Origin of the sequence: Candidatus Blastococcus massiliensis AP3 (assembly GCF_000582785.1) — a bacterium.
GTDB lineage: Bacteria > Actinomycetota > Actinomycetes > Mycobacteriales > Geodermatophilaceae > Blastococcus > Blastococcus massiliensis.
In genome coordinates, this window is sequence record NZ_HG931174.1 from 15,268 (window position 1) to 39,017 (window position 23,750).

Below are 23,750 nucleotides of genomic sequence, written 5' to 3' on the forward strand. Positions count from 1 at the left end.
TGCGGCCGGACGCGGACCGGGGGCCGGAGCCGCCGGGGGCTGCTGCACGGGCGCACTGGCAGCGGGGGCCTGCGGCGCAGGAGCCGGAGCGGCCGGAGCCGGCGCCGGAGCGGACGGACGAGCCGCCGCCGGACCCGGACGAGCGGCCGCCGGGGCGGGTGCGCTGGGGGTTGCGCCGCCGGTGGCGGCGCCGAGGGCCTCGCGGAGCCGTCGGGCCACGGGGGCCTCGACGGTGGAGGACGCGGACTTCACGAACTCGCCCTGCTCCTTGAGCGTGGCGAGCACGGTCTTGCTGTCGACACCGAACTCCTTGGCGAGTTCGTGTACGCGGGCTTTGCCTGGCACGGGTCTCCTCTTTGTGAGGCCGGCGGCTTGCCCGCTCGACCTCGTCGTTAGTGGCGCATGGTCATCGTGAGAACTTCACGGCTGAGTCATCCGACGGTGTCCTGTCGACATGCGGACCGGCCTGGTGCCGGTCCGACTGATTCCTGCTGTTGCCCTATCCGGTGCGCACCGGCGACTCAGGACGAGCTGCCGATGACGTGGTCCCGGAGCGGACCGGCCTCCAGCGGGCTGCGCCCTGGGAGGCGCAGCGCCCGGGTGAAGGCCCGGCGTCGCTCCGCTGCGTGCAGGCACTCCGAGGTGGGGTGCACCGATGCCCCCCGACCGGGGAGCCGCCGCCGTGGATCCGGAACCAGGGTTCCGGACCGCGCGACGACACGCAGCAGATCAGTGACCGGAGCGCGCTTCCGGCAGCCCACGCAAGTGCGCACCGGGATCGACGTTTCGGCCACCCTGCACTCTAGCGCGTCGTCGGCCCTCGGTGTTCCACGCGCCGCGGTGGCGGCCGGTGGGCGCCCGGACGTCCCTCGGTGGAGGGAGCCGGTGCGCCGGAGCGCAGCGGCTGGCGGCCCATGCCCGGCGACGGCGAGGCGGCCGGGTCGTCGGGCTGCGCGTCGCTGCGGATGTCGATCCGGCAGCCGGTCAGCCGGGCGGCCAGCCGGGCGTTCTGGCCCTCCTTGCCGATGGCGAGCGACAGCTGGTAGTCGGGGACCACCACCCGCACGGCCTTGGCCTGCGGATCGACGACCCGTGCCGAGGAGACGCGGGCCGGGCTGAGCGCCGAGGCGACGAAGGTGGCGGGGTCGTCGGACCAGTCGACGATGTCGATCTTCTCGCCGTGCAGCTCGCTCATGACGTTGCGCACGCGCTGCCCCATCGGGCCGATGCAGGCGCCCTTGGCGTTGAGCCCGGGCACCTTGCTGCGGACCGCGATCTTCGACCGGGCACCGGCCTCGCGGGCCACGGCCACGATCTCGACGCTGCCGTCGGCGACCTCGGGCACCTCGAGGGCGAACAGCTTGCGCACCAGGTGCGGGTGGGTCCGGGACACCGTCACCTGCGGGCCGCGGAACGTGCGCGCCACCGAGACCACGTAGGCCTTCAGCCGGCTGCCGTGGGTGTAGTTCTCCCCGGGGACCTGCTCGGCCTGCGGCAGCACCGCCTCGACCTTGCCGATGTCCACCAGCACGGTCCCCTGCACGTTGCGGCGGTCGTGCGCCTGCACGATGCCGCTGACGATGTCGCCCTCCTTGCCGGCGTACTCACCGAAGGTCTGCTCGTGCTCGGCGTCGCGCAGCCGCTGGACGATGACCTGCTTGGCCGTGCTGGCGGCGATCCGGCCGAAGTCCGTGGGGGTGTCGTCCCACTCCCGGACGACCTCCCCCTCGGGGCCGAGCTCCTGGGCCAGCACGGCGACCTCGCCGCTCTTGCGGTCGACGTGCACGCGGACGTGCTTCGCGGCGCCGTCGGCGTGCCGGTAGGCGGTCACCAGGGCGGTCTCGATCGCCTGGATCACCGTGTCGGCGGGGATGCCCTTCTCCCGCTCGACCGCCTTGAGCGCGGTGACGTCGATGTTCACTGTGCTCCTCCTCGCGCCCGGGGCGCGCCACCGGTCTCGTCGTCGTCGAGCTCCGGGTCGTCGATCGTCTCTCCGTCGTCCAGGGACCCGGCGGCTGCGTCCTCCGGTCCACCCCGCCCGAACTCCACCTGTACGCGGCCGCTGCCCAGCTCCGCCCAGGGCACCGTGCGCGGCGCCGGCGCGCGCTTCTTGGCGCCCGGCTTGCCCTGCGCCTCGACGGCGAGCGTGACGCCGTCGTCGGTGACGGCGGTGATGCGGCCGGTGACCTGCTCGGCGGCCCCGGCCGGTCCCACGGCGACGGTGACCAGGCGGCCGCTGTTGCGGCGCCAGTGCCGCGGCTCGGTGAGCGGCCGGTCGACCCCGGGGCTGCTGACCTCGAGCACGTAGGGAGTCCGCCCCATGCCGTCGTCGTGCGCGTCCAGTGCGTCGGACACGGCGCGGCTCACCTCGGCGATGTCGTCGAGGGTCACCCCGGCGTCGCGGTCGACGACCACCCGCACGATGCTGCGCCGGCCCGCGGGGGTCACGACGAGCTCCTCGAGGTCGTACCCGGCCCCGCCGACGACCGGCTCGATCCAGCCGGCCAGCCGCGCTGCGGCTGGGTCGGTGCGGGGGGTGCCACGAGAGGCGGACACCGTTCCTCCTCCGGTCTCGGGCGGCCGCACGGTGCGGGGCGCGCACCCCCGGACCCGGCCGCCGGCACTGCCGGCGGGGATCCGAGGGGAAGAGGCCAGGCTACCGCCCGGCCCGGGCACGCGGGACCGGGCTCCGCCCCGCCCGGCCGCCCCGGGCGGTGGGGCGCGAGAGGCGGACGGGACGGCCCTGACCCGCGGGCCGTACGCGGACGCGCCCGGCCCGCTCGCAGCCGACCCCGGGAGCGCTCGGCTGCGAGGATGGCAGCGATGTCCACCCTCGCCGTCCCGGGTCCGCGCGGCTTCCCCCGACGCACCATGCTGGCCGCCTCGGCCGCCGGCCTGGCGCTGCTCGCGGTGGGCTGCACCTCCGCCCCGCCCGACGAGCGCGAGCGGGTGACCGGCGAGCAGGCCGACCAGCTCCTGGAGCAGGTCGCCGTCCAGGAGACGCTGGTGGCGGCGTTCACCGCGGCGAGCGCCGCGGACCCTGCACTGGCCGGGGAGGTCGCCGAACTGGCCGCGCAGGTCGAGGACCAGCTCGCCCGGCTCCGCTCCGCCGCCCCGGGCTCCACACCGAGCGCCGTTTCCCCGGGCACTCCGCCCTCGCCGGGCGAGGCCCGCTCGTGGTTGCGCTCGCAGGTGGCAGCAGCTGCCTCCTCCCACGCGGCGGCCTGCCTGGACCAGACGGGCGCGCGGGCCGCGCTGCTGGGCTCGATCACCGCCGGGCTGCGCGGACAGGACGGACGACTGGCATGACGGGAACGCGCAATGGCTGACGACGACGGCGCTCCGTCCCTGGGTGCCGAGAACGACGCCCTCGGTGTCGCGCTCGAAGCCGTGCACGCGGCGGTCTGGGGCTACGGCGTGGTCGGCGCGGCGCTCGACGCCGGGGCGCGCGGTCCGGTGTCCACGGCCGAGGCCGCCCACCGGGACGTCCGCGACCGGGTGACCGCTGTGCTCACCGGGCGCGACGAGAAGCCGCCACCGGCCGAGGGCGCCTACGCGCTGCCCTTCCCGGTGCTCTCTGCGGTGGACGCCGCCGCGCTGGCCGTGGTGCTCGAGGAGGGCGCCGCCACCGCGTGGGTGCGGGTGCTCGATCAGGCCTCCGAGCGCAGCACGCGCGAACTGGCCCTGGAGGCTCTGTCCGGCACGGAGGTGCGCGCGGTGGGCTGGCGCGCCGCCGCCGGGCGGACCCCGGTCACCCGGGCGCTGCCCGGCCTGCCGGCGGACTAGCCCCCGCCGACCCCGGGTTCAGCCGAGGGCGGCCAGGAAGGCGTCGGTGACGGCGACCGCCGCGCTCGAGGACTGTCCGCCCTCCACGAGGACGGCGAACGCGATCGGCCCGTTCGCGCCGCCGTCGCGGAAGCCGACGAACCAGCCGTGCGAGTCCGGCGGGGTGTTGGTGCCGTACTCCGCCGTCCCGGTCTTGCCGAAGACCTCACCGCGGTCGGCGAGCTCCGTCGCGGTACCGGAGAGCACGACCTGCCGCATCATCGGCCGGAGCGCGTCGAGCACCTCCTGTCCGGGGCCGGCCGGCGCGGCACCCGCCGGCTCCGCGTCCACCACCTGGACCGGGGCCGCGGGCGTGCCGCTGGCGATGCCGGCCGCCACGAGGGCCATCTGGGCCGGGGACACGAGCACCTGCCCCTGGCCGATCATGTTCGCGGCCTTCGTGGTGCCGGTGCTGTCGGCGGGCACGCTGCCGGAGAAGACGCGGACGGGCAGCTGCCAGTCGGTGCCCACCCCGTACGCGGCAGCCGCCTCCGCGAGTGCTCCGTCGGGCAGTTGCAGGCCCTGCTGGATGAACGTCGTGTTGCACGACTGCGCGAAGGCCTCCGTGAACGGCACGGTGCCCAGGTCGAACTGGTCCTGGTTCTCGAACTCGCGGCCCTCGACCACCGTCGTCCCCGGGCACGGCACGGCCGCCTGCGGGCTCAGGGCGCCGGTGGAGAGCAGCGCGGTGGCGGTGATCGCCTTCATGCTCGACCCCGGCGGGAACCGCCCCGACAGGGCGTTCGACGCGTCGGCCACCTCGTTGGACGAGACGGCGAGCAGCTCGCCGGTGCCGGGACGCACCACGACCAGGTGGGTGGGCCGCGGCTCGGCGGCCACCGCGGCGTCCGCGGCGTTCTGCACGGCCGGCACCAGCGGCGTCCGCACCGGCTCGCCCGGGACCGGCTCGACCGCGGCGATCTCGACGCCCTCGTCACCGATGCTCTCGTCGAGGGCGGCGACGCGGACGGTGAAGCCCGGCGTGCCCGCCAGCTGGTCCTGGTAGGCGCGCTGCAGACCGGAGGTGCCCAGCTGGTCGCCGGCCGCGTAGCGGGGCTCGCCGTCCTCGGTCGACTCCTCGAGGATCTCTGCGGTCGCCGCCCCCACCCGGCCGAGCAGGGCCTCGGCGAACCCGGCCGACGGCGCGAGCAGCCGGGTGCCGGTCGGGAAGATCGCGCCGGGCAGGTCGAACACCTGCGCGCGGATCTCCTCGAACGCCGGCCGGCGGAGGGTGATCACCGGGACGAACTGCCCGGCCGGTGCCGCCTGGACGTCCGCGGCGATCTCCTCGGCCGCGACGCCGGTGGCGGCCGACAGCGCGGCGGCCAGGGCCGGCAGGTCGGTCACCTGGCCGGGGTCCACGCCGACGTTGACGACCTCGGTGGGAGTGAACAGGGGCGCGCCCGAGGCGTCGGTGATCGCGGCCCGCTCGGGCAGGCTGCGGGTGAGCTCCAGGTGCTGCCCCTCGGCGAGCTCCGGGTGCACGAGGGCGGGCTCGGCCACGACCTGCCAGTCCTCCTCGCCCTCCTCCAGGCGCAGGGTCGCGTCGTAGCTCCAGTCGGGTGCGGCCGCGAGGTCCCAGGTGGCGGTCCAGGCGACGGTGGCGGCGCCGTCCTCGACGGTGATCTCGCCCAGTTCGGTCGCGAGTCCGGCGTCGGGCAGGTCGGTCGCGGTCTGCTCCAGCAGTGCGGTGGCCGCCTCGGGATCGGTGGTCGCCGCGGCGGCGGACCCGAGGTCGCCCTCCGCCCAGTCGGCCAGGAACGCCTCGGCGGCGTCCCGGACCTCGTCGTCGCCCCCGCCGGAGCAGGCGCCGAGCGCCGGGACCGCGAGGAGGAGGGTGGTGAGCAGGGCGGAACGGGTTCGCGCGCGCACGGCGCTCACCTTGTCACGAGCGGGCGACCGTTTCAGAAGAGCACGCTGGCGAACTGCCCGGCCTCCTGGAACCCGACCCGTCGGTAGGCCGCGCGGGCCGCAGCGTTGAAGTCGTTGACGTACAGGCTCACGACGGGGGCGACCGTGGAGCGGGCGTACTCCACGACGGCGGCGGTGCCGGCGGCGCCGATGCCCCGTCCGCGGTGCGCGGGTGCGACCCACACGCCCTGCACCTGGCAGGCCGCCCGGCTCACCGCGCCGATCTCGGCCTTGAAGACGACCTCGCCGCCCTCGAACCAGGCCAGCGAGCGGCCGGTGCGGACCAGCTCCGCCAGGCGCGCGCGGTAGCTCGCTCCGCCGTCGATGCGCAGCGGGCTGACCCCCACCTCTTCGGTGAACATGGCGACGGCCGCCGGCAGCAGGGCCTCCAGCTCGTCGGCGCGGACCGGCCGCACGCGCGGCTCGGGGGCGACCGCGGGCGGGCCGGCGATGGCCAGCAGCGGCTGGCGCGGCCGGTGGTCGCGGGCGGGACCCCAGTACGGGGCCAGCAGTTCCCACAGCGGGGCGACGGCGGCGGCCGGGCCGACGATCGTGCTGCAGCGGCGCCCGGCGCGGCGGGCCCGCTCGGCGAAGGCGGCCGCGGCCGCGCGCTCCGCCCCCGGCACCGCGATCGGGATCAGGTTCGCGCCGGCCAGGCAGACCGCCTCGAGCACTCCCCCGCTGCCGAAGCCCCACAAGGGGGCGCCCACCGCGGCCGCCGCGGTGCCGGTCGCCTCCACCCGCCCGGCGACGACGCACGCCGCGACCGGGTCGGTGGCCAGCAGCCGGTGGACGGCGTCCTCGTCGCTCTCGTCGAGGACGCGGGCGGTGGGCGTGCGCAGCACGGGAGCGGTCCCGCCGGCCGTCAGCTGACGGTGACCACAGGGGGGCCGGAGGGCTCCCCGGCGTCGACCTGCTCGGCGGCGATCCGCATCGCCTCCTCGATGAGCGTCTCGACGATCTGCGACTCGGGCACGGTCTTGATGACCTCGCCCTTGACGAAGATCTGGCCCTTCCCGTTGCCCGACGCCACGCCGAGGTCGGCCTCGCGGGCCTCGCCGGGGCCGTTGACGACGCACCCCATGACGGCCACGCGCAACGGGACCTCCATGCCCTCGAGCCCGGCGGTGACCTCGTTGGCCAGCGTGTAGACGTCGACCTGGGCGCGGCCGCAGGACGGGCAGCTCACGATCTCCAGGCCGCGCTGCTTGAGGTTCAGCGACTCCAGGATCTGGTTGCCGACCTTCACCTCCTCGGCCGGCGGGGCCGAGAGGGAGACGCGGATGGTGTCGCCGATGCCCTGGCTCAGCAGTGCCCCGAAGGCGACGGCGGACTTGATCGTGCCCTGGAAGGCCGGCCCTGCCTCCGTCACGCCGAGGTGCAGCGGGTAGTCGCACTGCGCGGCCAGCAGCTCGTAGGCCCGCACCATGACGACCGGGTCGTTGTGCTTGACCGAGATCTTGATGTCGCGGAAGTCGTGCTCCTCGAACAGCGAGCACTCCCACAGCGCCGACTCCACCAGGGCCTCCGGCGTCGCCTTGCCGTACTTGGCCAGCAGGCGCTTGTCGAGCGAACCCGCGTTCACCCCGATGCGGATCGGGATGCCGGCGTCCTTGGCCGCCCGGGCGATCTCCCCGACCTTGTCGTCGAACTTCTTGATGTTGCCGGGGTTCACGCGGACGGCGGCACAGCCGGCGTCGATCGCGGCGAACACGTACCTCGGCTGGAAGTGGATGTCGGCGATGACCGGGATCTGCGACTTCCTGGCGATGATCGGCAGCGCCTCGGCGTCGTCGGTGTCGGGCACCGCGACCCGCACGATCTGGCAGCCGGACGCGGTGAGCTCGGCGATCTGCTGCAGCGTCGCGTTGATGTCGGCCGTCTTGGTCGTGGTCATCGACTGGACGCTGACGGGGTGGTCGCTGCCGACACCGACGCCGCCCACGTCGAGCTGGCGGGTCTTCCGCCGGGGGGCGAGCACGGGCGGGGGCGCAGCGGGCATGCCGAGACCGACGGGGATGGCCATGCCGCCCAGTATCCCCCGTCGACGGCGCCGCGCCGCGGCCGACGCTGTGAGCTGCGCCCTCGCCGCCGGGCGGTTCAGCCGGCGAGGGTGATCGGGTTGACGATGTCGGCGATGAACAGCAGCGCCGACAGCACGAGGAACAGGCCCGCGACGACGTAGGCCACCGGCATCAACCGGGCGATGTCGAAGGGCCCGGGATCCGGCCGTCCCCGCATCCGCGCGACGGTGGCGCGGGCCTTCTCGTACAGCGCTCCGGCGACGTGCCCGCCGTCCAGCGGGTAGATCGGCAGCAGGTTGAAGAGGAACAGCACCAGGTTCATCCCGGCCAGGAGCTGGAAGAACAGGCTGACCTTCTCGGCGCCGGTGAAGTCGTCGAAGGCGAAGACCTCGCCGGAGATCCGGCCCACCCCGACCACGCCGATCGGGCCGAGGGGATCACGTTCCTCGCCGAGGAAGGCGGCCCGGAACAGCGCCGGGACCCGCTGCGGGATCTCGGCCAGCCGGTCCACCGCCCGGACGGCGTAGTCGCCGATGAAGCCGGGGACCGCGGTGACCGGCTGCTGCACGTAGGTCTGCGCGGCCTGGACCCCGACGTAGCCGACGGTCTCGATCCCGTCGGCCTCGCCGTCGCCGTCGTCGTCGACCCGGATCGTGTTCGCGATCGGGGTGACCGTGAGGTCGAGCTGCCGCGCGACGCCGTCCTCGTCCCGCTCGACGGTGAGGACGACCGGGCTGGCGATGCTGTCCCGGATGGCCTCCTGGACCTGCGCCCAGCCGGTGTCCCCGTCGTCCTGCCCCGCGTCGGGCACCGGGGACACCGGCTGCCCGTCGATCGCGACGATGGTGTCGCCGGCCCGGATCCCGGCGGCCGCAGCCGGTGAGGGCGGCGCGTCGTCCGCGCAGGTGCGGACCTCGGAGGTGGCCGGCAGCACGCACTCCGGGACCGCGCTGATCGTCGTCGTCGCCTGGGGGATGCCGAAGGCGGTGAGGACGATGGTGAAGAACAGGACCGCCAGCACCAGGTTGTTGAACGGCCCGGCGAACATCACGATGACCCGCTGCCACCAGGGCTTCTTGTAGAAGACCCGGTCGCCGTCGGTGGGCAGGACGTCGTCGAGCGCCGCGCCGCGGACCTCCGCGATGAAGCTGCGCATGCGGGTGGCGCGCTTGCTCTCGCCCTCCTCGGCCGGCGGGATCATGCCGACGATGCGGATGTAGCCGCCGAGCGGGATGCCCTTGATGCCGAACTCGGTTTCGCCGTAGCGCCGGGAGAACACCGTCGGACCGAAGCCGACGAAGAACTGGGGCACGCGCATGCCGAACTTCCGCGCCCAGAAGAAGTGGCCGTACTCGTGGAACCCGATGCTGAACATCAGGCCGAGCGCGAAGGCCAGGAACCCCAGGACCGTCAGCAGGAACCCGCTCAGCTTCAGCCTCCGGCGATGACTCCCCGGGCGTGCTCCCGGGCCCACTTCTCCGCGGCCAGGACGTCCTCGACGCGCGTGGGGACGCCGAGGTCCGGCGCCTCGTCGAGAGTACGCGCGACGAGCTGCACGATCCCCGGGAACGACAGCCGACCCGCCGTGAAGGCCGCCACCGCCTCCTCGTTGGCCGCGTTGTAGATCGCCGGCGCCACGCCCCCGGCCTCCCCGGCCGACCGCGCCAGCCGCACCGCGGGGAACGCCTCCTCGTCCAGGGGGAAGAACTCCCAGGTGCTCGCGGAGGACCAGTCCAGGGCCGGCTGCACGTCCGGCAGGCGGTCGGGCCAGGCGAGGCCGAGAGCGATGGGCAGCCGCATGTCCGGCGGGCTGGCCTGGGCGATCGTCGCGCCGTCGGCGAAGGTGACCATCGAGTGCACGATCGACTGCGGGTGCACGACGACGTCGATGTCGGAGTACGGCACGCCGAAGAGCAGGTGCGCCTCGATGAGCTCCAGGCCCTTGTTGACCAGGGTCGCGGAGTTGATCGTGACCACCGGGCCCATGTCCCAGGTGGGGTGGGCCAACGCCTGCTCCACGGTGACCTGCTCGAGCTCGGCGGCCGAGCGTCCCCGGAACGGGCCGCCGCTGGCGGTGAGCACCAGCCGGGCCACCTCGTCGCGCGCACCGGAGCGCAGGCACTGGGCGAGCGCGGAGTGCTCGGAGTCGACCGGCACGAGCTGCCCCGGCGCCGCGGCGGCGAGCACGAGATCCCCTCCGGCGATCAGCGACTCCTTGTTCGCCAGCGCCACCGTGCGCCCGGCCTTCAGCGCCGACAGCGTCGGGCCCAGACCGATCGAGCCGGTGATGCCGTTGAGGACGACGTCCGCCGGGCGGGCGGCCAGCTCCTCGGCCGCCCGCGGACCGGCCAGGATCTCGGGCAGCGCGTACTCGCCCTTCGACCAGCCCCGCTTCGACGCGGCGGCGTAGAACGCCAACTGCAGGTCCTGCGCGACGGTCGCCCTGGCGACGGCGACGGTGCGCACGCCCAGCGCCAGCGCCTGCTCGGCGAGCAGGGCCACGTCCCCTCCCCCGGCCGCGAGCCCGGTGATGTGCACCCGGTCCGGGTTCTGGGCGGCCACGGCGATCGCCTGCCGGCCGATCGAGCCGGTGGACCCCAGGACGGTCACCTCGCGCTGCGTCGTCACGGGTGCATCCTTCCCGACGGGCGCGGCACGCCGAGCCGGGGCGACCTCGTCGGGTGTCTGCGGGAGGGAGCTGTCAGAATGCGGGCGTGAGCGAATCGACCCACCGCAGCCGGATCGCGCAGGACAACCCCTCGACGGAGCGGGTCAGCCAGCCCGGACGCGAGGAGGCCGTGGTCCGCGCCGGCGCGCACCCGGTCCAGCACGAGGAGCCGGCCGACTGGGGCTGGCACGGTGAGACCGGCAAGAAGGGCCGCATCGGCGCCTGGATCGCGGTGCTCATCACGCTGAGCTTCCTGATCGGCAACCACGAGGGGCGCGTCGAGGACCTGTGGGTGCTCGGGGCTGCCGGCGTGATGGTGATCATCCTCGTGTGGGACATCTACCGGCGGAAGAACGCCTGGCGCAGCCGCTGACGCACTGACTCCTGGAAGGCCGGTCCCCGACACGGGGACCGGCCTTCCGTCGTTCCACCCCGGGAAACGCGCAGCTCCAGGCGCCCGACGCTGGATCCCAGGGGCGGTCAGGGATCCGAGCTCCCGGAGGAGAGTCAGGCGACGGTGACGCCGATCGCGGACCCGATGAGGTAGGTGAGCCCCGCCGCGAGGGCGCCGAACAGCAGCTGGCGGCCACCGGAGTACCACCACGGCCGGGGCGTGAAGCGCGAACTGACGGCCCCGGCGACGAACAGGCCGACGCCGCCGCACAGGAGGGCCACCCACAGCAGCGAGCCGCCGAGCAGGAACGGCAACAGCGGGATCAGCGCGCCGACGCCGAAGGTGAGGAAGGACGACCCCGCCGCGACCCACGGCGAGGGCCGGTCCTCGAGGCTGACGCCGAGCTCGGCGACGACGTGCAGTCGCAGCGCCGTCTCGGGGTCTCGGGAGAGCTGCACGGCGACCTGACGGGCCAGCCGCTCGTCGACGCCGCGCACACGCAGCATCTCGGCCAGCTCGGCCAGCTCGCCCGCGGGGTTGCGCTCGAGCTCACGCCGCTCCTTCTCGACCTCGAGGTCGAGCTGCTCGTTCTGCGTCTTCACCGACGTGTACTCGCCCAGCGCCATGGAGATCGCGCCGGCGACCAGGCTGGCCGTCCCGGCGAGGACGATCGCCCGCGGGGTGGCTCCTCCGCCGCTGACACCGGCCACCAGCGCGGTGTTCGTGACCAGGCCGTCCATCGCTCCGAAGACGGCGGCGCGCAGCCAACCACCGGACACGTCGGCGTGCGAGTGCGCGTGCGCCTCGGCGTCGGTCGTCGTCACTGGTCGCTCTCGGCGCCCAGCTCCACCGGCGGCTCCAACGCCGGCACCGGGACGGCGACGCTGGGCACGCTCACGCTGTCCGCCGCGGCGAGCTGGCCGCAGGCGCCGTCGATGTCCTGGCCGCGGGTGTCGCGGACCGTCGTCGCCACGCCGGCGGCCCGGAGTCGCGCGACGAACTCGCGCTGGGCCGGGAGCGGGCTGGCGTCCCACTTGCTGCCCGGCGTCGGGTTGAGCGGGATGAGGTTGACGTGGGCGAGCTTCCCGGCGAGCAGCTTCCCGAGCAGGTCGGCGCGGAACGGCTGGTCGTTGACGTCCCGGATCAGCGCGTACTCCACCGAGTACCGGCGGCCGGTCCTCCTGGCGTACGCGTCGGCGGCGTCGACGACCTCGCCGACCTTCCACCGGGTGTTGATCGGGACGAGGGTGTCGCGCAGCTCGTCGTCGGGGGCGTGCAGGCTGACCGCGAGGGTGACGTTGAGCCCCTCGTCGGTGAGCCGCCGGATGGCCGGCACCAGCCCCACGGTGGAGACGGTGACCGACCGCTGCGACAGGCCGAGGCCGTGCGGGGAGGGGGCCAGCAGCGCGTCGAGCGTCTTCCGCACCCGCGGATAGTTGGCCAGGGGCTCGCCCATGCCCATGAAGACCACGTTGGACAGCCGCCCCGGGCCACCGGCGACGTCGCCGTTCGCCATCGCCGCCGCTGCCTCGACGGCCTGGCCGATGATCTCCGCGGCCGACAGGTTGCGGGTCAGCCCCTGCTGGCCGGTCGCGCAGAACGGGCACGCCATGCCGCAGCCGGCCTGGCTGGAGATGCACACGGTGGCCCGGTCGGGATAGCGCATCAGCACGCTCTCCACCAGCGCCCCGTCGTGCAGCCGCCACAGCGTCTTGCGGGTGCGGCCGCCGTCTGCCTCCTGGTGGCGGACGGGGGTGAGCAGGCCCGGGAGCAGCGCCTCGGTGAGGGTCCCCCGCACGGCCGCCGGGAGGTCGGTCATCTGCGCCGGGTCGGTGACACCGCGGTAGTAGTGCCGCGCCAGCTGGTCGGCCCGGAACGCCGGCTGCCCCAGCTCCGCCACCGCCGCGCGGGCCTCGTCGCGGGTGAGGTCGGCGAGGTGCCGCGGCGGCGTGCCGCGGCGAGGGGCGTCGAAGACGAGGGGCAGGGCAGACATGGCGTCGCCCATGCTCCCACCCCCCGGCTCCCTCCGGGGGCCCCGGAGACCGAACTCACCAGGGTGGGCGAGCACGCGAGCTGGCAGGGTCACGGCATGACCCGGCTCTCCGACGTCGACCTGTCCCTGCGCCTGGACAAGAAGGAGGGCAAACGCCTGCTGGCCGCCGCCCAGGACCGGCTGGTGCACCTGCGCCTGCTGCTGGGCGGCCAGCTCGGGTCCGGCGACCTCGGCCCGCCGCTGTGCGTGCTCTTCGAGGGGTGGGACGCCTCGGGCAAGGGCGGCGCGATCAAGCGCCTGGTGGGCGAGCTGGACCTGCGGCACGTGCGGGTCGCGCAGTTCTCCGCGCCGACCGAGGACGAGGAGCGGCACCACTTCCTGTGGCGGTTCTGGCCGGTGCTCCCCGGCTGGGGCGGCATGGCCGTGCTCGACCGCTCCTGGTACGGCCGCGTGCTCGTGGAGCGGGTCGAGGGCTTCGCCTCCGAGGAGGCCTGGCGGCGGGCATACGACGAGATCGTGGACCTGGAGACCACGCTCGCGGCCGAAGGCACCGTCCTGGTGAAGTTCTGGATGCACGTCTCGCCCGAGGAGCAGCTGCACCGGTTCGAGCGCCGTCGCGACGACCCCTACAAGTCCTGGAAGCTCACCGACGAGGACTGGCGCAACCGCGGGAAGCGCCAGGAGTACGAGGCCGCGGTCGAGGAGATGCTGGAGCGCACGGACCACCCCGCGGGGCGCTGGCACGTGGTCGCCGGTGACGACAAGCACTGGGCACGCGTCGACGTCGTCCGCACCGTCTGCGAGGCGGTGGAGCGCGCGCTGCGGGCGCGTGGCATCGATCCCGACCCGCCGCTGGACTGACCGTCAGCCGGCCGTGCCCGGTTCGGCGTGCTGCCGGATCCAGGCGTGCATCGCGATGCCGGCAGCCACGCCGACGTTGATCGACCGGGTGGAGCCGAACTGGGCGATGGAGACGGTCAGGTCGGCGCCGGCGCGGGCCTCCTCGGTGAGGCCCGGCCCCTCCTGCCCGAACAGCAGCAGGCAGCGCCGCGGCAGGTCGGCGGTCTCGAGCGGAACTGCACCCGGGTGGTTGTCGACGGCGACGACCGGCAGTCGCTCCGCGACCGTGAACGACAGCAGTGCGCCGACGTCGGGATGGTGACGCAGGTGCTGGTAGCGGTCGGTGACCATGGCGCCGCGGCGGTTCCACCGGCGCCGGCCCACGATGTGCACCTCCTGCGCGAGGAAGGCGTTGGCGGTGCGCACCACCGTGCCGATGTTCAGGTCGTGACCGAAGTTCTCGATCGCCACGGAGAAGGGGTGCCGCCGTCGGTCGAGGTCGGCGACGATCGCCTCGACGGTCCAGTAGCGGTACCGGTCGATCACGTTGCGCCGGTCGCCCTGCGAGAGCAGTTCGGGGTCGTAGCGCGGGTCCTCCGGCCAGGGTCCCTCCCACGGGCCGGTGCCGACCGTCGTCCCCCAGTCGGTGGGGCCCCGCAGCTCGTCCTCGGTCACCGCCCGGATGCTCCCAGCCCGTCCGGCAGCCACTCCAACCGCCCGCCGTGCGGTGCCGAGACGGCCAGCGGCCGCCCGTCGAGCGAGACGACGAACTCCGTTCCCCAACCGCTCGGTCGCCGCTCCCCCGTCCCCGGCAGCACTCCGGGGGCCTCCTGGGCGATCCACCGCACCGGCAGGTCCCGCATCCGGTCGACGAACGCCGCGCGTGCCTCGCTGCGCAGGTAGGGCAGGACGGCGGTGTGGAAGACAACGACCGTGCAGCCCGGGGGAACGAGGGCCAGGGCGTCCGGCAGGCGGTCCAGGAGGTCACCGGTCAGCGCCGTCGCGGGCTCGCGAGCCGCCACCTCCGCCGCCGCGTCCAGCCGACGCAGTCGCTCCCCGGCGTTCGCGCCCGGCCAGACCAGCGCGCGCAGCCAGGCCCGGTCGTCGGGATCGGCCGGGTCGAGCGGGTTCAGGTCGATGCCGATCCGCGCGACGACGGCGGGCACGTCTCCGGGCACGGGCACGCCACCGGACGTCGTGACGTCGATCCGCACGGTGTCGCGCGGACCCACCGGCACGCCGTCGTAGGCATAGCCGTAGCGGTCGGGATAGAGGCAGAGCCCGGCGGAGCTGCCGACCTCGATCAGGGCCAACGGTCCCTCGATCAGCGCGAGCACCGGGAGCAGGGCCCCGCAGCGGGCGGGCTCGTTGGTCTGGGTGGCGCGGGCCAGCATCGTGGCCCGCAAGCGCTCGCCGTCGTCGGCGACCAGGCGGCGCAGCTGCGCCCCGTCTGCGGGGGTTCCGTGCAGGTACCGGAGGGCGGCGAAGAGCAGGTTGGGCTGGCGCTTGCCCACCGGGAGGTCGGCCAGGAAGGACAGGACGTCGTCGGAACCGGCCACCTCCTCCGCCAGCCGGGCGTACAGCGGCGAGGTGGGCGCCGCCTCCTCGACGAAGGCGCGGTAGCCGCCCGCGATCCGGTCCCTCTCGTCCTCGGTCACGAGGGCAGGATCGCAGGGTGGCAACAGGCGCTTCCAGGCCGCGTCCCGGGTCCCACCCCGAGCTCGCGAAGGGTGGGGAGGACGTGGTCCTTCATCTCATCGAGCCGGCCGCGTGGCGGGCAGCTCTCGGCGCCGGTGCCGTGCGGCCCCCGTCCCTGGAGTCGGCCGGGTTCGTGCACCTGTCGACCCCGGACCAGGTGCACATCCCCGCCGGGGCGCTGTTCCCCGGCCGCCGCGACCTCGTGCTGCTGGTGGTCGACCCCGCCCGCCTCGCCGACCCCGTGCGGGTCGAGCCGGGCGTCCCGGCCGATCCCGGTGGCCGGCTCTTCCCGCACCTCTACGGCCCGCTGCCCACCGCGGCCGTGGTGGCCGTCGTCCCCTATCGGCCGCCCTCGCCGGTCGTGCTGCCCGCGCCGGACGACGCCTACGGCCGCGCGGTGGCATACGTCGTCTCGCTGCCGGTGCGCCGGGCCGTCGGGGTGGGCGACGTCCCCGGCGGGGTGGCGGTGCTCGACCCGGACTTCCCGTACTCCTACGACAACAACCGGCTGCTGCTGACCGAGCCCGTCGACGCGGCCACCGTGGAGCAGGCCGCGGAGGCCGTCGGCGGCAACGCGGGGTGGCCCCACCGTGCCGCGCTGCTGGTGTGGCCGGACGCCGGCCCCGTCGCGGCGGACCTGGCGCGGGCGGGCTGGCGGACCGAGGAGCTCGTGCTCATGGCCCGGTCGCCGGCCGACCCGCCGGCGGCTGCGCACGACCGGGTGGAGGTCGTCCCCCAGGCCGAGGTGCACGCCCTGTGGGAGAGCTCGTGGCGGCGCGGCCTGGTCTCGCTCGGGAACCGGCTGGAATCCGCCGTGCGGCAGCTCGTCGAGCGCGAGCGGCTCAACGACCTCGTCGTCGCGGTGACCGATCTGGTCGTCCGGGACGCCGGCCGGGTGGTGGCGGCCGCTCAGCTGCGCGTGGACGGTGCGACCGCCGCGCTGGAGTCGGTCATGACCGATCCGGGGCACCGCGGACGGGGGCACGCCGGGGCGCTGCTCGCACGGGCACTCGAGCTCGCTGCCGCCGCGGGGTGCGACCTCGTCGTCCTGGAGGCGGCGGGCGGCGACTGGCCGCGCGGCTGGTACGCGCGCCGCGGCTTCACCGAGGTGGGCAGGGCCTGGTCGGTGAGCGGTCCGGCCTAGACCGGGGCGAGGAGCGAGAGCAGCAGGTAGGCCACCGCGGCCGACGGCAGCAGCGAGTCCAGCCGGTCCATGATCCCGCCGTGGCCGGGCAGCAGGTTGCCCATGTCCTTGATGCCGAGGTCGCGCTTGATCAGCGACTCGCCCAGGTCACCGATGGTGGCCGAGGCGGCGATGGCCACGCCGAAGATCACCCCGCCCCACCACGGTGCGTGGAAGGTGAACGTGAACAGCAGGACGCCGATCAGCACGCACGCGGCGACCGAACCGGCCATGCCCTCCCACGACTTCTTGGGGCTGATCGAGGGTGCCATCGGGTGCTTGCCGAACAGCACGCCGGCGGCGTACCCGCCGACGTCACTGCAGATCACGGTGGCAATGAAGGCGAGCACCCGGGCGACGCCGTCGTCGGGCACGAGCAGCAGGACGGCGAAGCCGGCCAGCAGCGGGACGTACAGCGCGACGAAGACACCGGCCGCGGCATCGCGCAGGTAGCCCGCGGGCCCGTCCCCGAGCCGCCACAGCAGGACGGCGAGCGCGGTGACCAGGAACCCGGTGACCAGGCCGGTGGGGCCACGGGTCCAGGCCAGGACCAGCATCGCCACCGCGCCGACCAGCAGCGGCACCGTGGGCGCCTGGAACCTGCCCGCCTTCAGCGCGCGGGTGAGCTCCACGACCCCCACGAGGATGGCGGCGGTCACCAGGCCGACGAACGCCGGACGCCAGAAGACCAGCGACCCGATGATCAGGGCGACGAGGCCGACGCCCACGCCGATCGCGGCCCGCAGGTCTCGTCCCGCCCGGCCGTGCGGCGTGATCGGCTGCTCGGTCACCGGGAGGTCGTCCTGCGGCGCGGCACTCGAACCGCCACCGTCGGAGACGGCGCCGGGCGGTACGACCGGCGCCTCCACCGTCTCGTCGGGGACGACGGCCGGTGGGCGGGCCGGCAACGGGGGCAGCGGAGGCACCGAGCGGGACCGGGAGACCGGCCCGGTGTCGTCGTCGGATCGTCCGGCACCGCCGCGCGAGGCGGCGCGCGGGAACGACTGACCCCCCGGGCGCAGGGAGCCCGGGCGGTCGGCGGAGGGGCGGGTCATGGGCTCGGAGCCGTCGGAGGTCAGACCTCGAGCAGCTCGGTCTCCTTGTTCTTCATGGCCTCGTCCACGTGCGCGACGTGCTGCTCGGTGAGGCTGTCGAGCTCCTTCTCCGCCCGGCGGACGTCGTCCTCACCGGCCTCGCCGTCCTTGGCGATGCGGTCGAGCTCGTCCTTGGCCCGGCGGCGGATGTTGCGGATCGCGATCTTGGCGTCCTCGCCCTTGGCGCGGGCCTGCTTCACCAGGTCACGCCGGCGCTCCTCGGTGAGCTGCGGGAAGACCACGCGCAGGATCTGGCCGTCGTTCGTCGGGTTGACGCCGAGGTCGCTGTCGCGGATGGCCTTCTCGATGGCCGAGAGCTGGCTGGTGTCGTAGGGCTTGATGACGGCCATGCGGGCCTCGGGCACCGTGATGGAGGCCATCTGCGGCACCGGCGTGTAGGCGCCGTAGTAGTCGACCATGATCTTGGCGAACATGGACGGCGCAGCCCGTCCGGTGCGGACCGAGCCGAGATCCTCGCGGGCGACCGACAGGGCCTTGTCCATCCGCTCCTCGGCGTCGAGCAGGGTGTCGTCGATCACGGGGTCCGTCCCTCCTGCGGCGGCGCCACGTCGGGCCGCCTTCCTCACTGTGCTCCGGCTGTGATCGGCCCGCCGCTCAGGCGGTCGTGCTGATCAGCGTCCCGATCCTCTCACCTGCGACCGCTCGCGCGATGTTGCCGTCCTCGAGCAGGTTGAACACCACGATCGGCATGCGGTTCTCCATGGAGAGACTGATCGCCGTGGCGTCGGCGACCTTGAGCTCGTCGGCGAGCACGGTGGCGTAGTCCAGGTCCCGGTACATCGTGGCGGCCGGATTGGTCCGCGGGTCGTCGTCGTACACGCCGTCGACACCGTTCTTGGCCATGAGCAGCACCTGGCAGCCGATCTCCAGGGCACGCTGCGCTGCGACGGTGTCGGTGGAGAAGTACGGCATGCCGGCCCCCGCCCCGAAGATCACCAGCCGGCCCTTCTCCAGGTGCCGCACGGCCTTGCGCGGGATGTAGGGCTCGGCGACCTGGCCCATGGTGATCGCGGTCTGCACCCGGGTCTCGAGGCCGACCTGTTCGCAGAACGCCTGCAGGGCGAGTGCGTTCATGACCGTGCCGAGCATGCCCATGTAGTCGGCGTGCCGGCGGTCCATGCCGGCCTGGGCGAGTTCGGCCCCGCGGAAGAAGTTGCCCCCGCCGACGACGACGGCGACCTGCGTGCCGCCGTGGACGACGTCGGCGAGCTGCTGGGCGATGCTGTGGACGATCCCGGAGTCCAGGCCGACGCTGCCGCCGCCGAACGCCTCACCGGAGAGCTTGAGCAGCACGCGCTTGTAACCGTGCCCGTCAGCCGGCTCGAACGCGGAGGGGGCGGACAAGGGTGCGGTGGTGTCGGTCAAGGCGTCATCCCTCGTTCGTCGTCGGTTCGCCGGTGATCCTGCCGTAAGCGCGAACGGCCCCGTTCCCGCGGGAGGGAACGGGGCCGTTCGACACGGTGCTGTGGTGCGTCAGGCCTGGCCGACCTCGAAGCGCGCGAAGCGCTCGACGGTCATGCCGGCCTCGTCGACGATCTGCTTCACCGTGCGCTTGGGCTCGGTGATCGACGGCTGCTCGAGCAGGACGAAGTCCTTGAAGTAGGCGTTGACCCGACCCTCGACGATCTTGGTGATCGCCTGCTCGGGCTTGCCCTCCTCCTTGGCCGTCTGCTCGGCGACACGGCGCTCGGTCTCGACCGCCTCGGCCGGGACCTCCTCGCGGGTGAGGTACCGGGGACGCGCGGCGGCGATGTGCATCGCCAGGCTGCGGGCCGCCTCCTCGCTGCCACCGCTGTACTGCACGGCGACACCGATGGCCGGGGGCAGGTCGGTGGCCCGCTTGTGCAGGTAGGTCGCGACTGCGCCCTCGAAGACCGCGAACCGGCTCAGCACGAGCTTCTCGCCGATGCGGGCCGACTCGCCCTCGACGAGCGCGGCGACGGTCTGCCCGTCGACGTCGGAGCCCAGGAGGGCCTCGGCGTCGGCGGCCTCGTTCCGCAGGCCGATCTCGAGCAGGCGCTCGGCCAGCGCGATGAAGTCGGCGTTCTTGGCGACGAAGTCGGTCTCGCAGTCGAGCTCGAGCAGCGCGCCGTCCTTGCTGACGACGATGCCGTTGGTCGTGGAGCGCTCGAGTCGCTTGCCGACGTCCTTGGCGCCCTTGACGCGCAGGAGCTCGACGGCCTTCTCGTAGTCGCCGTCGGCCTCGGTCAGGGCCTTCTTGCAGTCCATCATGCCGGCGCCGGTGGCGTCGCGGAGACGCTTGACGTCGGCTGCAGTGAAGTCAGCCATGTCTTCCCTCTGGGTCTGTGAGTTGTGCGGGCTGGGACAGGGGCGTGCGACGGCGCCGTCCCCGGCTGACCGGGGACGGCGCCGGCGGCATCAGCCGTTCTGCGCGCCCTGGGTGCCGGTCTCGGTGCTGCCGGTGGCGGGGACACCCTCGACCGGGGCGACCTCCTCGGCGGTGACGGCGGGCGCCTCGGCCGGGGTCTCCGGCAGCGGGGCGGCGGTGGCGTCGTCGGCCGGGGCGGCCGCTGCGTCACCACCGGTCAGCAGCTCGCGCTCCCAGTCGGCCAGCGGCTGGTCGCCACCGATGACCGGCTCGGCGCCGTCCTCGCGGCCGGCGTTCGCCTGGGCGGCCGAGCGGGCCATGAGGCCCTCGGCGACGGCGTCGGCGATCACGCGGGTCAGCACGGTGATGCTGCGGATCGCGTCGTCGTTGCCCGGGATCTTGTAGTCGACCTCGTCCGGGTCGCAGTTGGTGTCCAGGATCGCGACGACCGGGATCTTGAGCTTGCGGGCCTCGCCGACGGCGATGTGCTCCTTCTTGGTGTCCACGATCCAGATGGCGCTGGGCACCTTCTTCATGTCGCGGATACCGCCGAGGGAGCGGTCCAGCTTGGCCTTCTCGCGGCTGAGGACCAGCTGCTCCTTCTTGGACAGGCTGACCAGCACGCCGGTCTGCTCCATGTCCTCGATCTCCTTGAGGCGCTCGAGGCGCTTGAAGACCGTCTGGAAGTTGGTGAGCATGCCGCCCAGCCAGCGCTGGTTGACGTAGGGCATGCCGACGCGGGTGGCCTGCTCGGCGACGACTTCCTGCGCCTGACGCTTGGTGCCGACGAACAGGATCGAGCCGCCGTGGGCGACCGTCTGCTTGACGAACTCGTAGGCGTTGTCGATGTACCCCAGCGTCTGCTGCAGGTCGATGATGTAGATGCCGTTGCGCTCGGTGAAGATGAATCGCTTCATCTTGGGGTTCCAGCGACGGGTCTGGTGCCCGAAGTGGACGCCGCTGTCGAGCAGCTGCTTCATGCCGACGACTGCCATTGCAGCCTCTCTTCTAGCGCGCGCAGCCCACAGGGCCACGCGCATGTCCCGGTTGTCGCGGGCACCGGGTGGCGCCCGCCCTGGCGTCCTGCGGCACCACTCCCCCGGCCGTTGCGGGCCGGGACCGAGGTGGCAGCTGCCCCGCCGGATCAGCGGGAAGAGGACGCGCGAAGTCGACCCGTCGGACGGGCCGCACCGGACAGCATACGCGAGGAGCCGGGCCCGCTTTCCCGGCGGCCGCGGGGCGTCCACAGCGCCGGCGGCCATCCACAGATGCGCCGTGCGGCACCGCTGTGACCGCCGTGGCGCCGACGCTGGGTCCGTGCCCCGCACCCTGCTCCACGCACTGCTCGTCGGCGCCCTCGCCTGCGCCGTCGTCCTGGTCGACGTGCCACCACCCGCGGTCGGGATGCCGGCCGCGGTGACCGCGACCGGACCGGGCTCCGCCTGGTCCCCGCCCCTGGGCGGCGAACCGGTGGTGACCCGCCCTTTCCAGCGGCCTCCGGGCCCGTACGCGGCCGGTCACCGCGGCGTGGATCTCGGGAGCTCAGCGGAAGGCCCGGTGCTGGCGGCGGGTGACGGGGTCGTCGTCTTCGCCGGGATGGTCGCCGGGCGCCCGGTGGTCAGCGTCGACCACCCCGGCGGCCTGCGGACGACGTACGAGCCGGTCGATCCGTCCGTGGCTGCCGGCCAGCGGGTGGCGCGCGGTTCGCCCATCGGTGCGCTGTCGCCCGGGCACCCCGGCTGCCCGCGGGACGCATGCCTGCACTGGGGGCTGCGCCGTGGCGACACCTATCTCGATCCCCTGGCCCTGCTGCACGGCGGACGCGTCCGCCTGCTGCCCGGTGGAGCTAGCCGGCGTCGCAGAGGGCGAGCACCATGTGCAGCCGGCACTGGCTCGTCGAGCGCAGCGGCGGGAGCAGCAGCGTGGTGATCCCCTCCTCCACCGCCGGCCCGTCCGGGCGGGACCGGTCCCCGACCATGAGGGCCTCACGAGCCTCGACGTCCAGGGCCTCGAGGGTGCGACGGAACATCCGCGGGTCCGGCTTCTGGAAGCCCTGCTCGAAGGACAGGGTGAAGACGTCGACCAACCCACCCATGCCGGCGGCGTCGAAGGCGGGTCGCAGGTCGACGTGGATGTCGCTGACCACGGCGATCTTCGTCCCCCGTTCGCGAAGGGCCCGCAGCGTCTCGGCCACGTCGAGCGCGAAGGGGTTGCGCAGCGGGTCGGACTCGAGGGCGTAGAGGCACTCGGCCAGCTCCGCATCGAGCCCGGCGTCCGCGAAGACCTCCAGGTAGGTGGCCCGGTGCAGCGCTGCGTCGCTGTCCACGCCCGGGCCGTCCAGCCGGTCGCTCGCCCCGTTGGCCCGGGCGATGGCCGAGACCACGTCGTCGACGGTGCCCGGTGCAGGGTCGCGGCCCAGAGCTCGCAGCGCCTCGTCGACCCATTCGCGCTCGGACGGCGTGACGACCAGCGTGCCGCGCCAGTCGAAGAGCACCGCCTTCGTCACGGGAACGCCGGGAACCGGTGGCGTGACGGTCAGGCGATTCTCATGGCGCGGTTCCGCGCCCCGGTCCGCTCCTCGCTCGTTCCTCGCTGCGATGCTCCCGGGGCTGTCATCACGCGATGTCGGCGAGCTTGGTGCGCAGGTGGAGCACGGCCTTGGTGTGCAGCTGGCAGATGCGGCTCTCGGTCACGCCGAGCACCCGGCCGATGTCGGCCAGGGTCAGGCCCTCGAAGTAGTAGAGCGAGACGACGACCTTCTCGCGCTCGGGCAGCTGCTCGACGGCGCGGGCCAGGAGCTGGCGGGCCTCGCCGTGCTCGGCCATCGCCTGGGGGTCCAGCGCGCTGGTGTCCTGGAGGGTGTCGCCGAGCCTCGGGGCGCCCCCGTCGTCGTCGGTGAGCAGCTCGTCCAGGGCGACCACGTTGACCAGGGACAGCTGGCCGAGGAACTTGCGGATGTCCTCGACGTCCATCTCCATCTCCGCGGCGACCTCTTCGTCGGTCGGCGTGCGGTGGAGCCTGGCCTCGAGCTCGGCGACCGTGCGCTCGAACTGGCGGGCCTTCATGCGCACCGACCGCGGGATCCAGTCGGTGTTGCGGAGCTCGTCGATGATCGCGCCCCGGATGCGGGCCATCGCGTAGCTCTCGAACTTGACCTCGCGGGTCGGCTCGAAGCGGGTGATCGCGTCGATCAGCCCGAAGGTGCCGTAGGAGATCAGATCGGCCTGCTCGACGTGCGCCGGCAGACCGCTGCCGACGCGGCCGGCGACGTACTTGACCAGCGGCGCGTAGTGCAGGATCAGCCGGTCCCGGAGGGCGGGCTCGCGGTCGGCGACGTAGTTCGTCCAGAGCTGCGCCAGCAGCGCGTCGGCGTCCGCACCGTTCTCGTCGTACTCGTCGTCGTAGTCGTCGAGACGGTGGATGGTGGCCTCAGGCACGGTGCTGCTCCTCGATCCTGCCGTTCGGTCCTGCGTGGAGTCCTGTCCGGTCGCGCCCGCGGTCGGAGTTCCCGGCACTCGCACCGCCCTCATGCGCGGGGGTGCGCCTGCGCGTGAACCGCACGGAGCCGCTCGACCGTCACGTGCGTGTAGATCTGCGTCGTCGCGAGGCTAGCGTGGCCCAGCAGTTCCTGGACGGACCGGAGGTCCGCGCCGCCCTCGAGCACGTGGGTCGCGGCCGAGTGGCGCAGGCCGTGCGGCCCGACGTCGGGAGCGCCGGGCGTGGCGCCGACGGCCGCGTGCACGATGCGGCGCGCCTCGCGGGCGTCCAGT

The 23,750-nt window shown here is 73.8% G+C and carries 27 protein-coding genes; 6 read left to right on the plus strand and 21 right to left on the minus strand.

Annotated features, from left to right (window positions below; all coding sequences use genetic code 11):
- The 4 genes from BN344_RS20680 to rimP all read right to left on the minus strand — a co-directional run.
- Nucleotides 1–345 (minus strand): translation initiation factor IF-2 N-terminal domain-containing protein (locus BN344_RS20680; protein WP_040338179.1); only part of this gene is annotated, 345 nt, incomplete at its 3' end.
- A 176-nt stretch (nucleotides 346–521) separates the two neighbouring features.
- On the minus strand, nucleotides 522–794 hold the full coding sequence (locus BN344_RS08490) for a YlxR family protein (RefSeq protein ID WP_040338180.1): 273 nt from the start codon (nucleotides 792–794) through the stop codon (nucleotides 522–524).
- Nucleotides 795–802: 8 nt separating this feature from the next.
- Nucleotides 803–1,921, minus strand: a complete 1,119-nt coding sequence (nusA, locus tag BN344_RS08495) for a transcription termination factor NusA (RefSeq protein WP_040338181.1) — start codon at nucleotides 1,919–1,921, stop codon at nucleotides 803–805.
- Nucleotides 1,918–2,556 (minus strand): ribosome maturation factor RimP, encoded by a 639-nt coding sequence (rimP, locus tag BN344_RS08500; protein WP_081788507.1) that lies wholly within the window; start codon nucleotides 2,554–2,556, stop codon nucleotides 1,918–1,920. The genes nusA and rimP overlap by 4 nt, the downstream gene beginning before the upstream one ends.
- A gap of 267 nt (nucleotides 2,557–2,823) precedes the next feature.
- Between rimP and BN344_RS08505 the strand changes: the two genes are divergently transcribed.
- Nucleotides 2,824–3,309 (plus strand): hypothetical protein, encoded by a 486-nt coding sequence (locus BN344_RS08505; RefSeq protein ID WP_040338182.1) that lies wholly within the window; start codon nucleotides 2,824–2,826, stop codon nucleotides 3,307–3,309.
- Nucleotides 3,310–3,321: 12 nt separating this feature from the next.
- Nucleotides 3,322–3,786, plus strand: a complete 465-nt coding sequence (locus tag BN344_RS08510; protein ID WP_040338183.1) for a ferritin-like domain-containing protein — start codon at nucleotides 3,322–3,324, stop codon at nucleotides 3,784–3,786.
- A gap of 18 nt (nucleotides 3,787–3,804) precedes the next feature.
- On the opposite strand, the gene BN344_RS08515 is transcribed toward BN344_RS08510, so the two are convergent.
- The 5 genes from BN344_RS08515 to dxr form a co-directional block, all read right to left on the minus strand.
- Nucleotides 3,805–5,697: a penicillin-binding transpeptidase domain-containing protein gene (locus BN344_RS08515; protein WP_040338184.1), complete on the minus strand. Its 1,893-nt coding sequence runs from the start codon at nucleotides 5,695–5,697 to the stop codon at nucleotides 3,805–3,807.
- Nucleotides 5,698–5,729: 32 nt separating this feature from the next.
- Nucleotides 5,730–6,581, minus strand: a complete 852-nt coding sequence (locus tag BN344_RS08520; RefSeq protein ID WP_040338185.1) for a GNAT family N-acetyltransferase — start codon at nucleotides 6,579–6,581, stop codon at nucleotides 5,730–5,732.
- A 20-nt stretch (nucleotides 6,582–6,601) separates the two neighbouring features.
- Nucleotides 6,602–7,762: a flavodoxin-dependent (E)-4-hydroxy-3-methylbut-2-enyl-diphosphate synthase gene (gene ispG / locus BN344_RS08525; protein WP_197022290.1), complete on the minus strand. Its 1,161-nt coding sequence runs from the start codon at nucleotides 7,760–7,762 to the stop codon at nucleotides 6,602–6,604.
- A gap of 74 nt (nucleotides 7,763–7,836) precedes the next feature.
- Complete coding sequence (locus BN344_RS08530) at nucleotides 7,837–9,234, minus strand: M50 family metallopeptidase (protein WP_269319892.1); 1,398 nt, start codon at nucleotides 9,232–9,234, stop codon at nucleotides 7,837–7,839.
- Nucleotides 9,192–10,388 (minus strand): 1-deoxy-D-xylulose-5-phosphate reductoisomerase, encoded by a 1,197-nt coding sequence (gene dxr / locus BN344_RS08535; protein ID WP_040338186.1) that lies wholly within the window; start codon nucleotides 10,386–10,388, stop codon nucleotides 9,192–9,194. The genes BN344_RS08530 and dxr overlap by 43 nt, the downstream gene beginning before the upstream one ends.
- A gap of 86 nt (nucleotides 10,389–10,474) precedes the next feature.
- On the opposite strand from dxr, the gene BN344_RS08540 reads away from it, so the two are divergent.
- A complete protein-coding gene (locus BN344_RS08540) occupies nucleotides 10,475–10,801 on the plus strand; it encodes a DUF2631 domain-containing protein (protein ID WP_051515739.1) in 327 nt (108 codons plus the stop codon).
- A 134-nt stretch (nucleotides 10,802–10,935) separates the two neighbouring features.
- On the opposite strand, the gene BN344_RS08545 is transcribed toward BN344_RS08540, so the two are convergent.
- Both BN344_RS08545 and rlmN read right to left on the minus strand, forming a co-directional pair.
- The gene (locus BN344_RS08545; protein ID WP_040338187.1) at nucleotides 10,936–11,646 is read right to left on the minus strand and encodes a VIT1/CCC1 transporter family protein; all 711 of its coding nucleotides are present in this window, start codon (nucleotides 11,644–11,646) and stop codon (nucleotides 10,936–10,938) included.
- The gene (gene rlmN, locus BN344_RS08550; protein WP_231486667.1) at nucleotides 11,643–12,827 is read right to left on the minus strand and encodes a dual-specificity RNA methyltransferase RlmN; all 1,185 of its coding nucleotides are present in this window, start codon (nucleotides 12,825–12,827) and stop codon (nucleotides 11,643–11,645) included. The genes BN344_RS08545 and rlmN overlap by 4 nt, the downstream gene beginning before the upstream one ends.
- An 84-nt stretch (nucleotides 12,828–12,911) precedes the next feature.
- Between rlmN and BN344_RS08555 the strand changes: the two genes are divergently transcribed.
- On the plus strand, nucleotides 12,912–13,676 hold the full coding sequence (locus tag BN344_RS08555) for a polyphosphate kinase 2 family protein (RefSeq protein ID WP_040338980.1): 765 nt from the start codon (nucleotides 12,912–12,914) through the stop codon (nucleotides 13,674–13,676).
- Between the two features lie 3 nt (nucleotides 13,677–13,679).
- Here BN344_RS08555 and BN344_RS08560 read toward each other — a convergent pair whose 3' ends face one another.
- Together BN344_RS08560 and BN344_RS08565 are read right to left on the minus strand one after the other, a co-directional pair.
- Entirely contained in the window at nucleotides 13,680–14,330 is a 651-nt protein-coding gene (locus tag BN344_RS08560) for a TrmH family RNA methyltransferase (RefSeq protein WP_040338188.1), read from the minus strand.
- Complete coding sequence (locus BN344_RS08565) at nucleotides 14,327–15,313, minus strand: DUF2332 domain-containing protein (RefSeq protein WP_040338189.1); 987 nt, start codon at nucleotides 15,311–15,313, stop codon at nucleotides 14,327–14,329. The genes BN344_RS08560 and BN344_RS08565 overlap by 4 nt, the downstream gene beginning before the upstream one ends.
- A gap of 83 nt (nucleotides 15,314–15,396) precedes the next feature.
- On the opposite strand from BN344_RS08565, the gene BN344_RS08570 reads away from it, so the two are divergent.
- Nucleotides 15,397–16,497: a GNAT family N-acetyltransferase gene (locus BN344_RS08570; RefSeq protein WP_040338190.1), complete on the plus strand. Its 1,101-nt coding sequence runs from the start codon at nucleotides 15,397–15,399 to the stop codon at nucleotides 16,495–16,497.
- Here the strand turns inward: BN344_RS08570 and BN344_RS08575 are convergent.
- The 5 genes from BN344_RS08575 to rpsB all read right to left on the minus strand — a co-directional run bounded on the left by BN344_RS08575 (nucleotide 16,494) and on the right by rpsB (nucleotide 20,975).
- Entirely contained in the window at nucleotides 16,494–17,591 is a 1,098-nt protein-coding gene (locus BN344_RS08575) for a phosphatidate cytidylyltransferase (protein ID WP_040338191.1), read from the minus strand. The two genes, BN344_RS08570 and BN344_RS08575, sit on opposite strands and share 4 nt — an antisense overlap.
- 20 nt (nucleotides 17,592–17,611) lie before the next feature.
- On the minus strand, nucleotides 17,612–18,169 hold the full coding sequence (gene frr / locus BN344_RS08580; protein WP_040338192.1) for a ribosome recycling factor: 558 nt from the start codon (nucleotides 18,167–18,169) through the stop codon (nucleotides 17,612–17,614).
- 76 nt (nucleotides 18,170–18,245) lie between these two features.
- A complete protein-coding gene (gene pyrH / locus BN344_RS08585) occupies nucleotides 18,246–19,016 on the minus strand; it encodes a UMP kinase (RefSeq protein ID WP_269319893.1) in 771 nt (256 codons plus the stop codon).
- A 108-nt stretch (nucleotides 19,017–19,124) separates the two neighbouring features.
- Nucleotides 19,125–19,940: a translation elongation factor Ts gene (gene tsf / locus BN344_RS08590; RefSeq protein ID WP_040338193.1), complete on the minus strand. Its 816-nt coding sequence runs from the start codon at nucleotides 19,938–19,940 to the stop codon at nucleotides 19,125–19,127.
- Nucleotides 19,941–20,030: 90 nt separating this feature from the next.
- A complete protein-coding gene (gene rpsB, locus BN344_RS08595) occupies nucleotides 20,031–20,975 on the minus strand; it encodes a 30S ribosomal protein S2 (RefSeq protein WP_040338194.1) in 945 nt (314 codons plus the stop codon).
- A gap of 409 nt (nucleotides 20,976–21,384) precedes the next feature.
- Between rpsB and BN344_RS19875 the strand changes: the two genes are divergently transcribed.
- Nucleotides 21,385–21,909, plus strand: a complete 525-nt coding sequence (locus tag BN344_RS19875) for a M23 family metallopeptidase (RefSeq protein ID WP_155858880.1) — start codon at nucleotides 21,385–21,387, stop codon at nucleotides 21,907–21,909.
- Here the strand turns inward: BN344_RS19875 and BN344_RS08605 are convergent.
- The 3 genes from BN344_RS08605 to BN344_RS20225 form a co-directional block, all read right to left on the minus strand.
- Nucleotides 21,827–22,486, minus strand: a complete 660-nt coding sequence (locus BN344_RS08605; RefSeq protein ID WP_040338196.1) for an HAD family hydrolase — start codon at nucleotides 22,484–22,486, stop codon at nucleotides 21,827–21,829. The two genes, BN344_RS19875 and BN344_RS08605, sit on opposite strands and share 83 nt — an antisense overlap.
- Nucleotides 22,487–22,595: 109 nt before the next feature.
- Nucleotides 22,596–23,417, minus strand: a complete 822-nt coding sequence (whiG, locus tag BN344_RS08610) for an RNA polymerase sigma factor WhiG (RefSeq protein ID WP_081788509.1) — start codon at nucleotides 23,415–23,417, stop codon at nucleotides 22,596–22,598.
- Nucleotides 23,418–23,506: 89 nt separating this feature from the next.
- The coding region (locus BN344_RS20225; protein ID WP_040338197.1) for a tyrosine-type recombinase/integrase at nucleotides 23,507–23,750 on the minus strand (244 nt) is incomplete at its 5' end.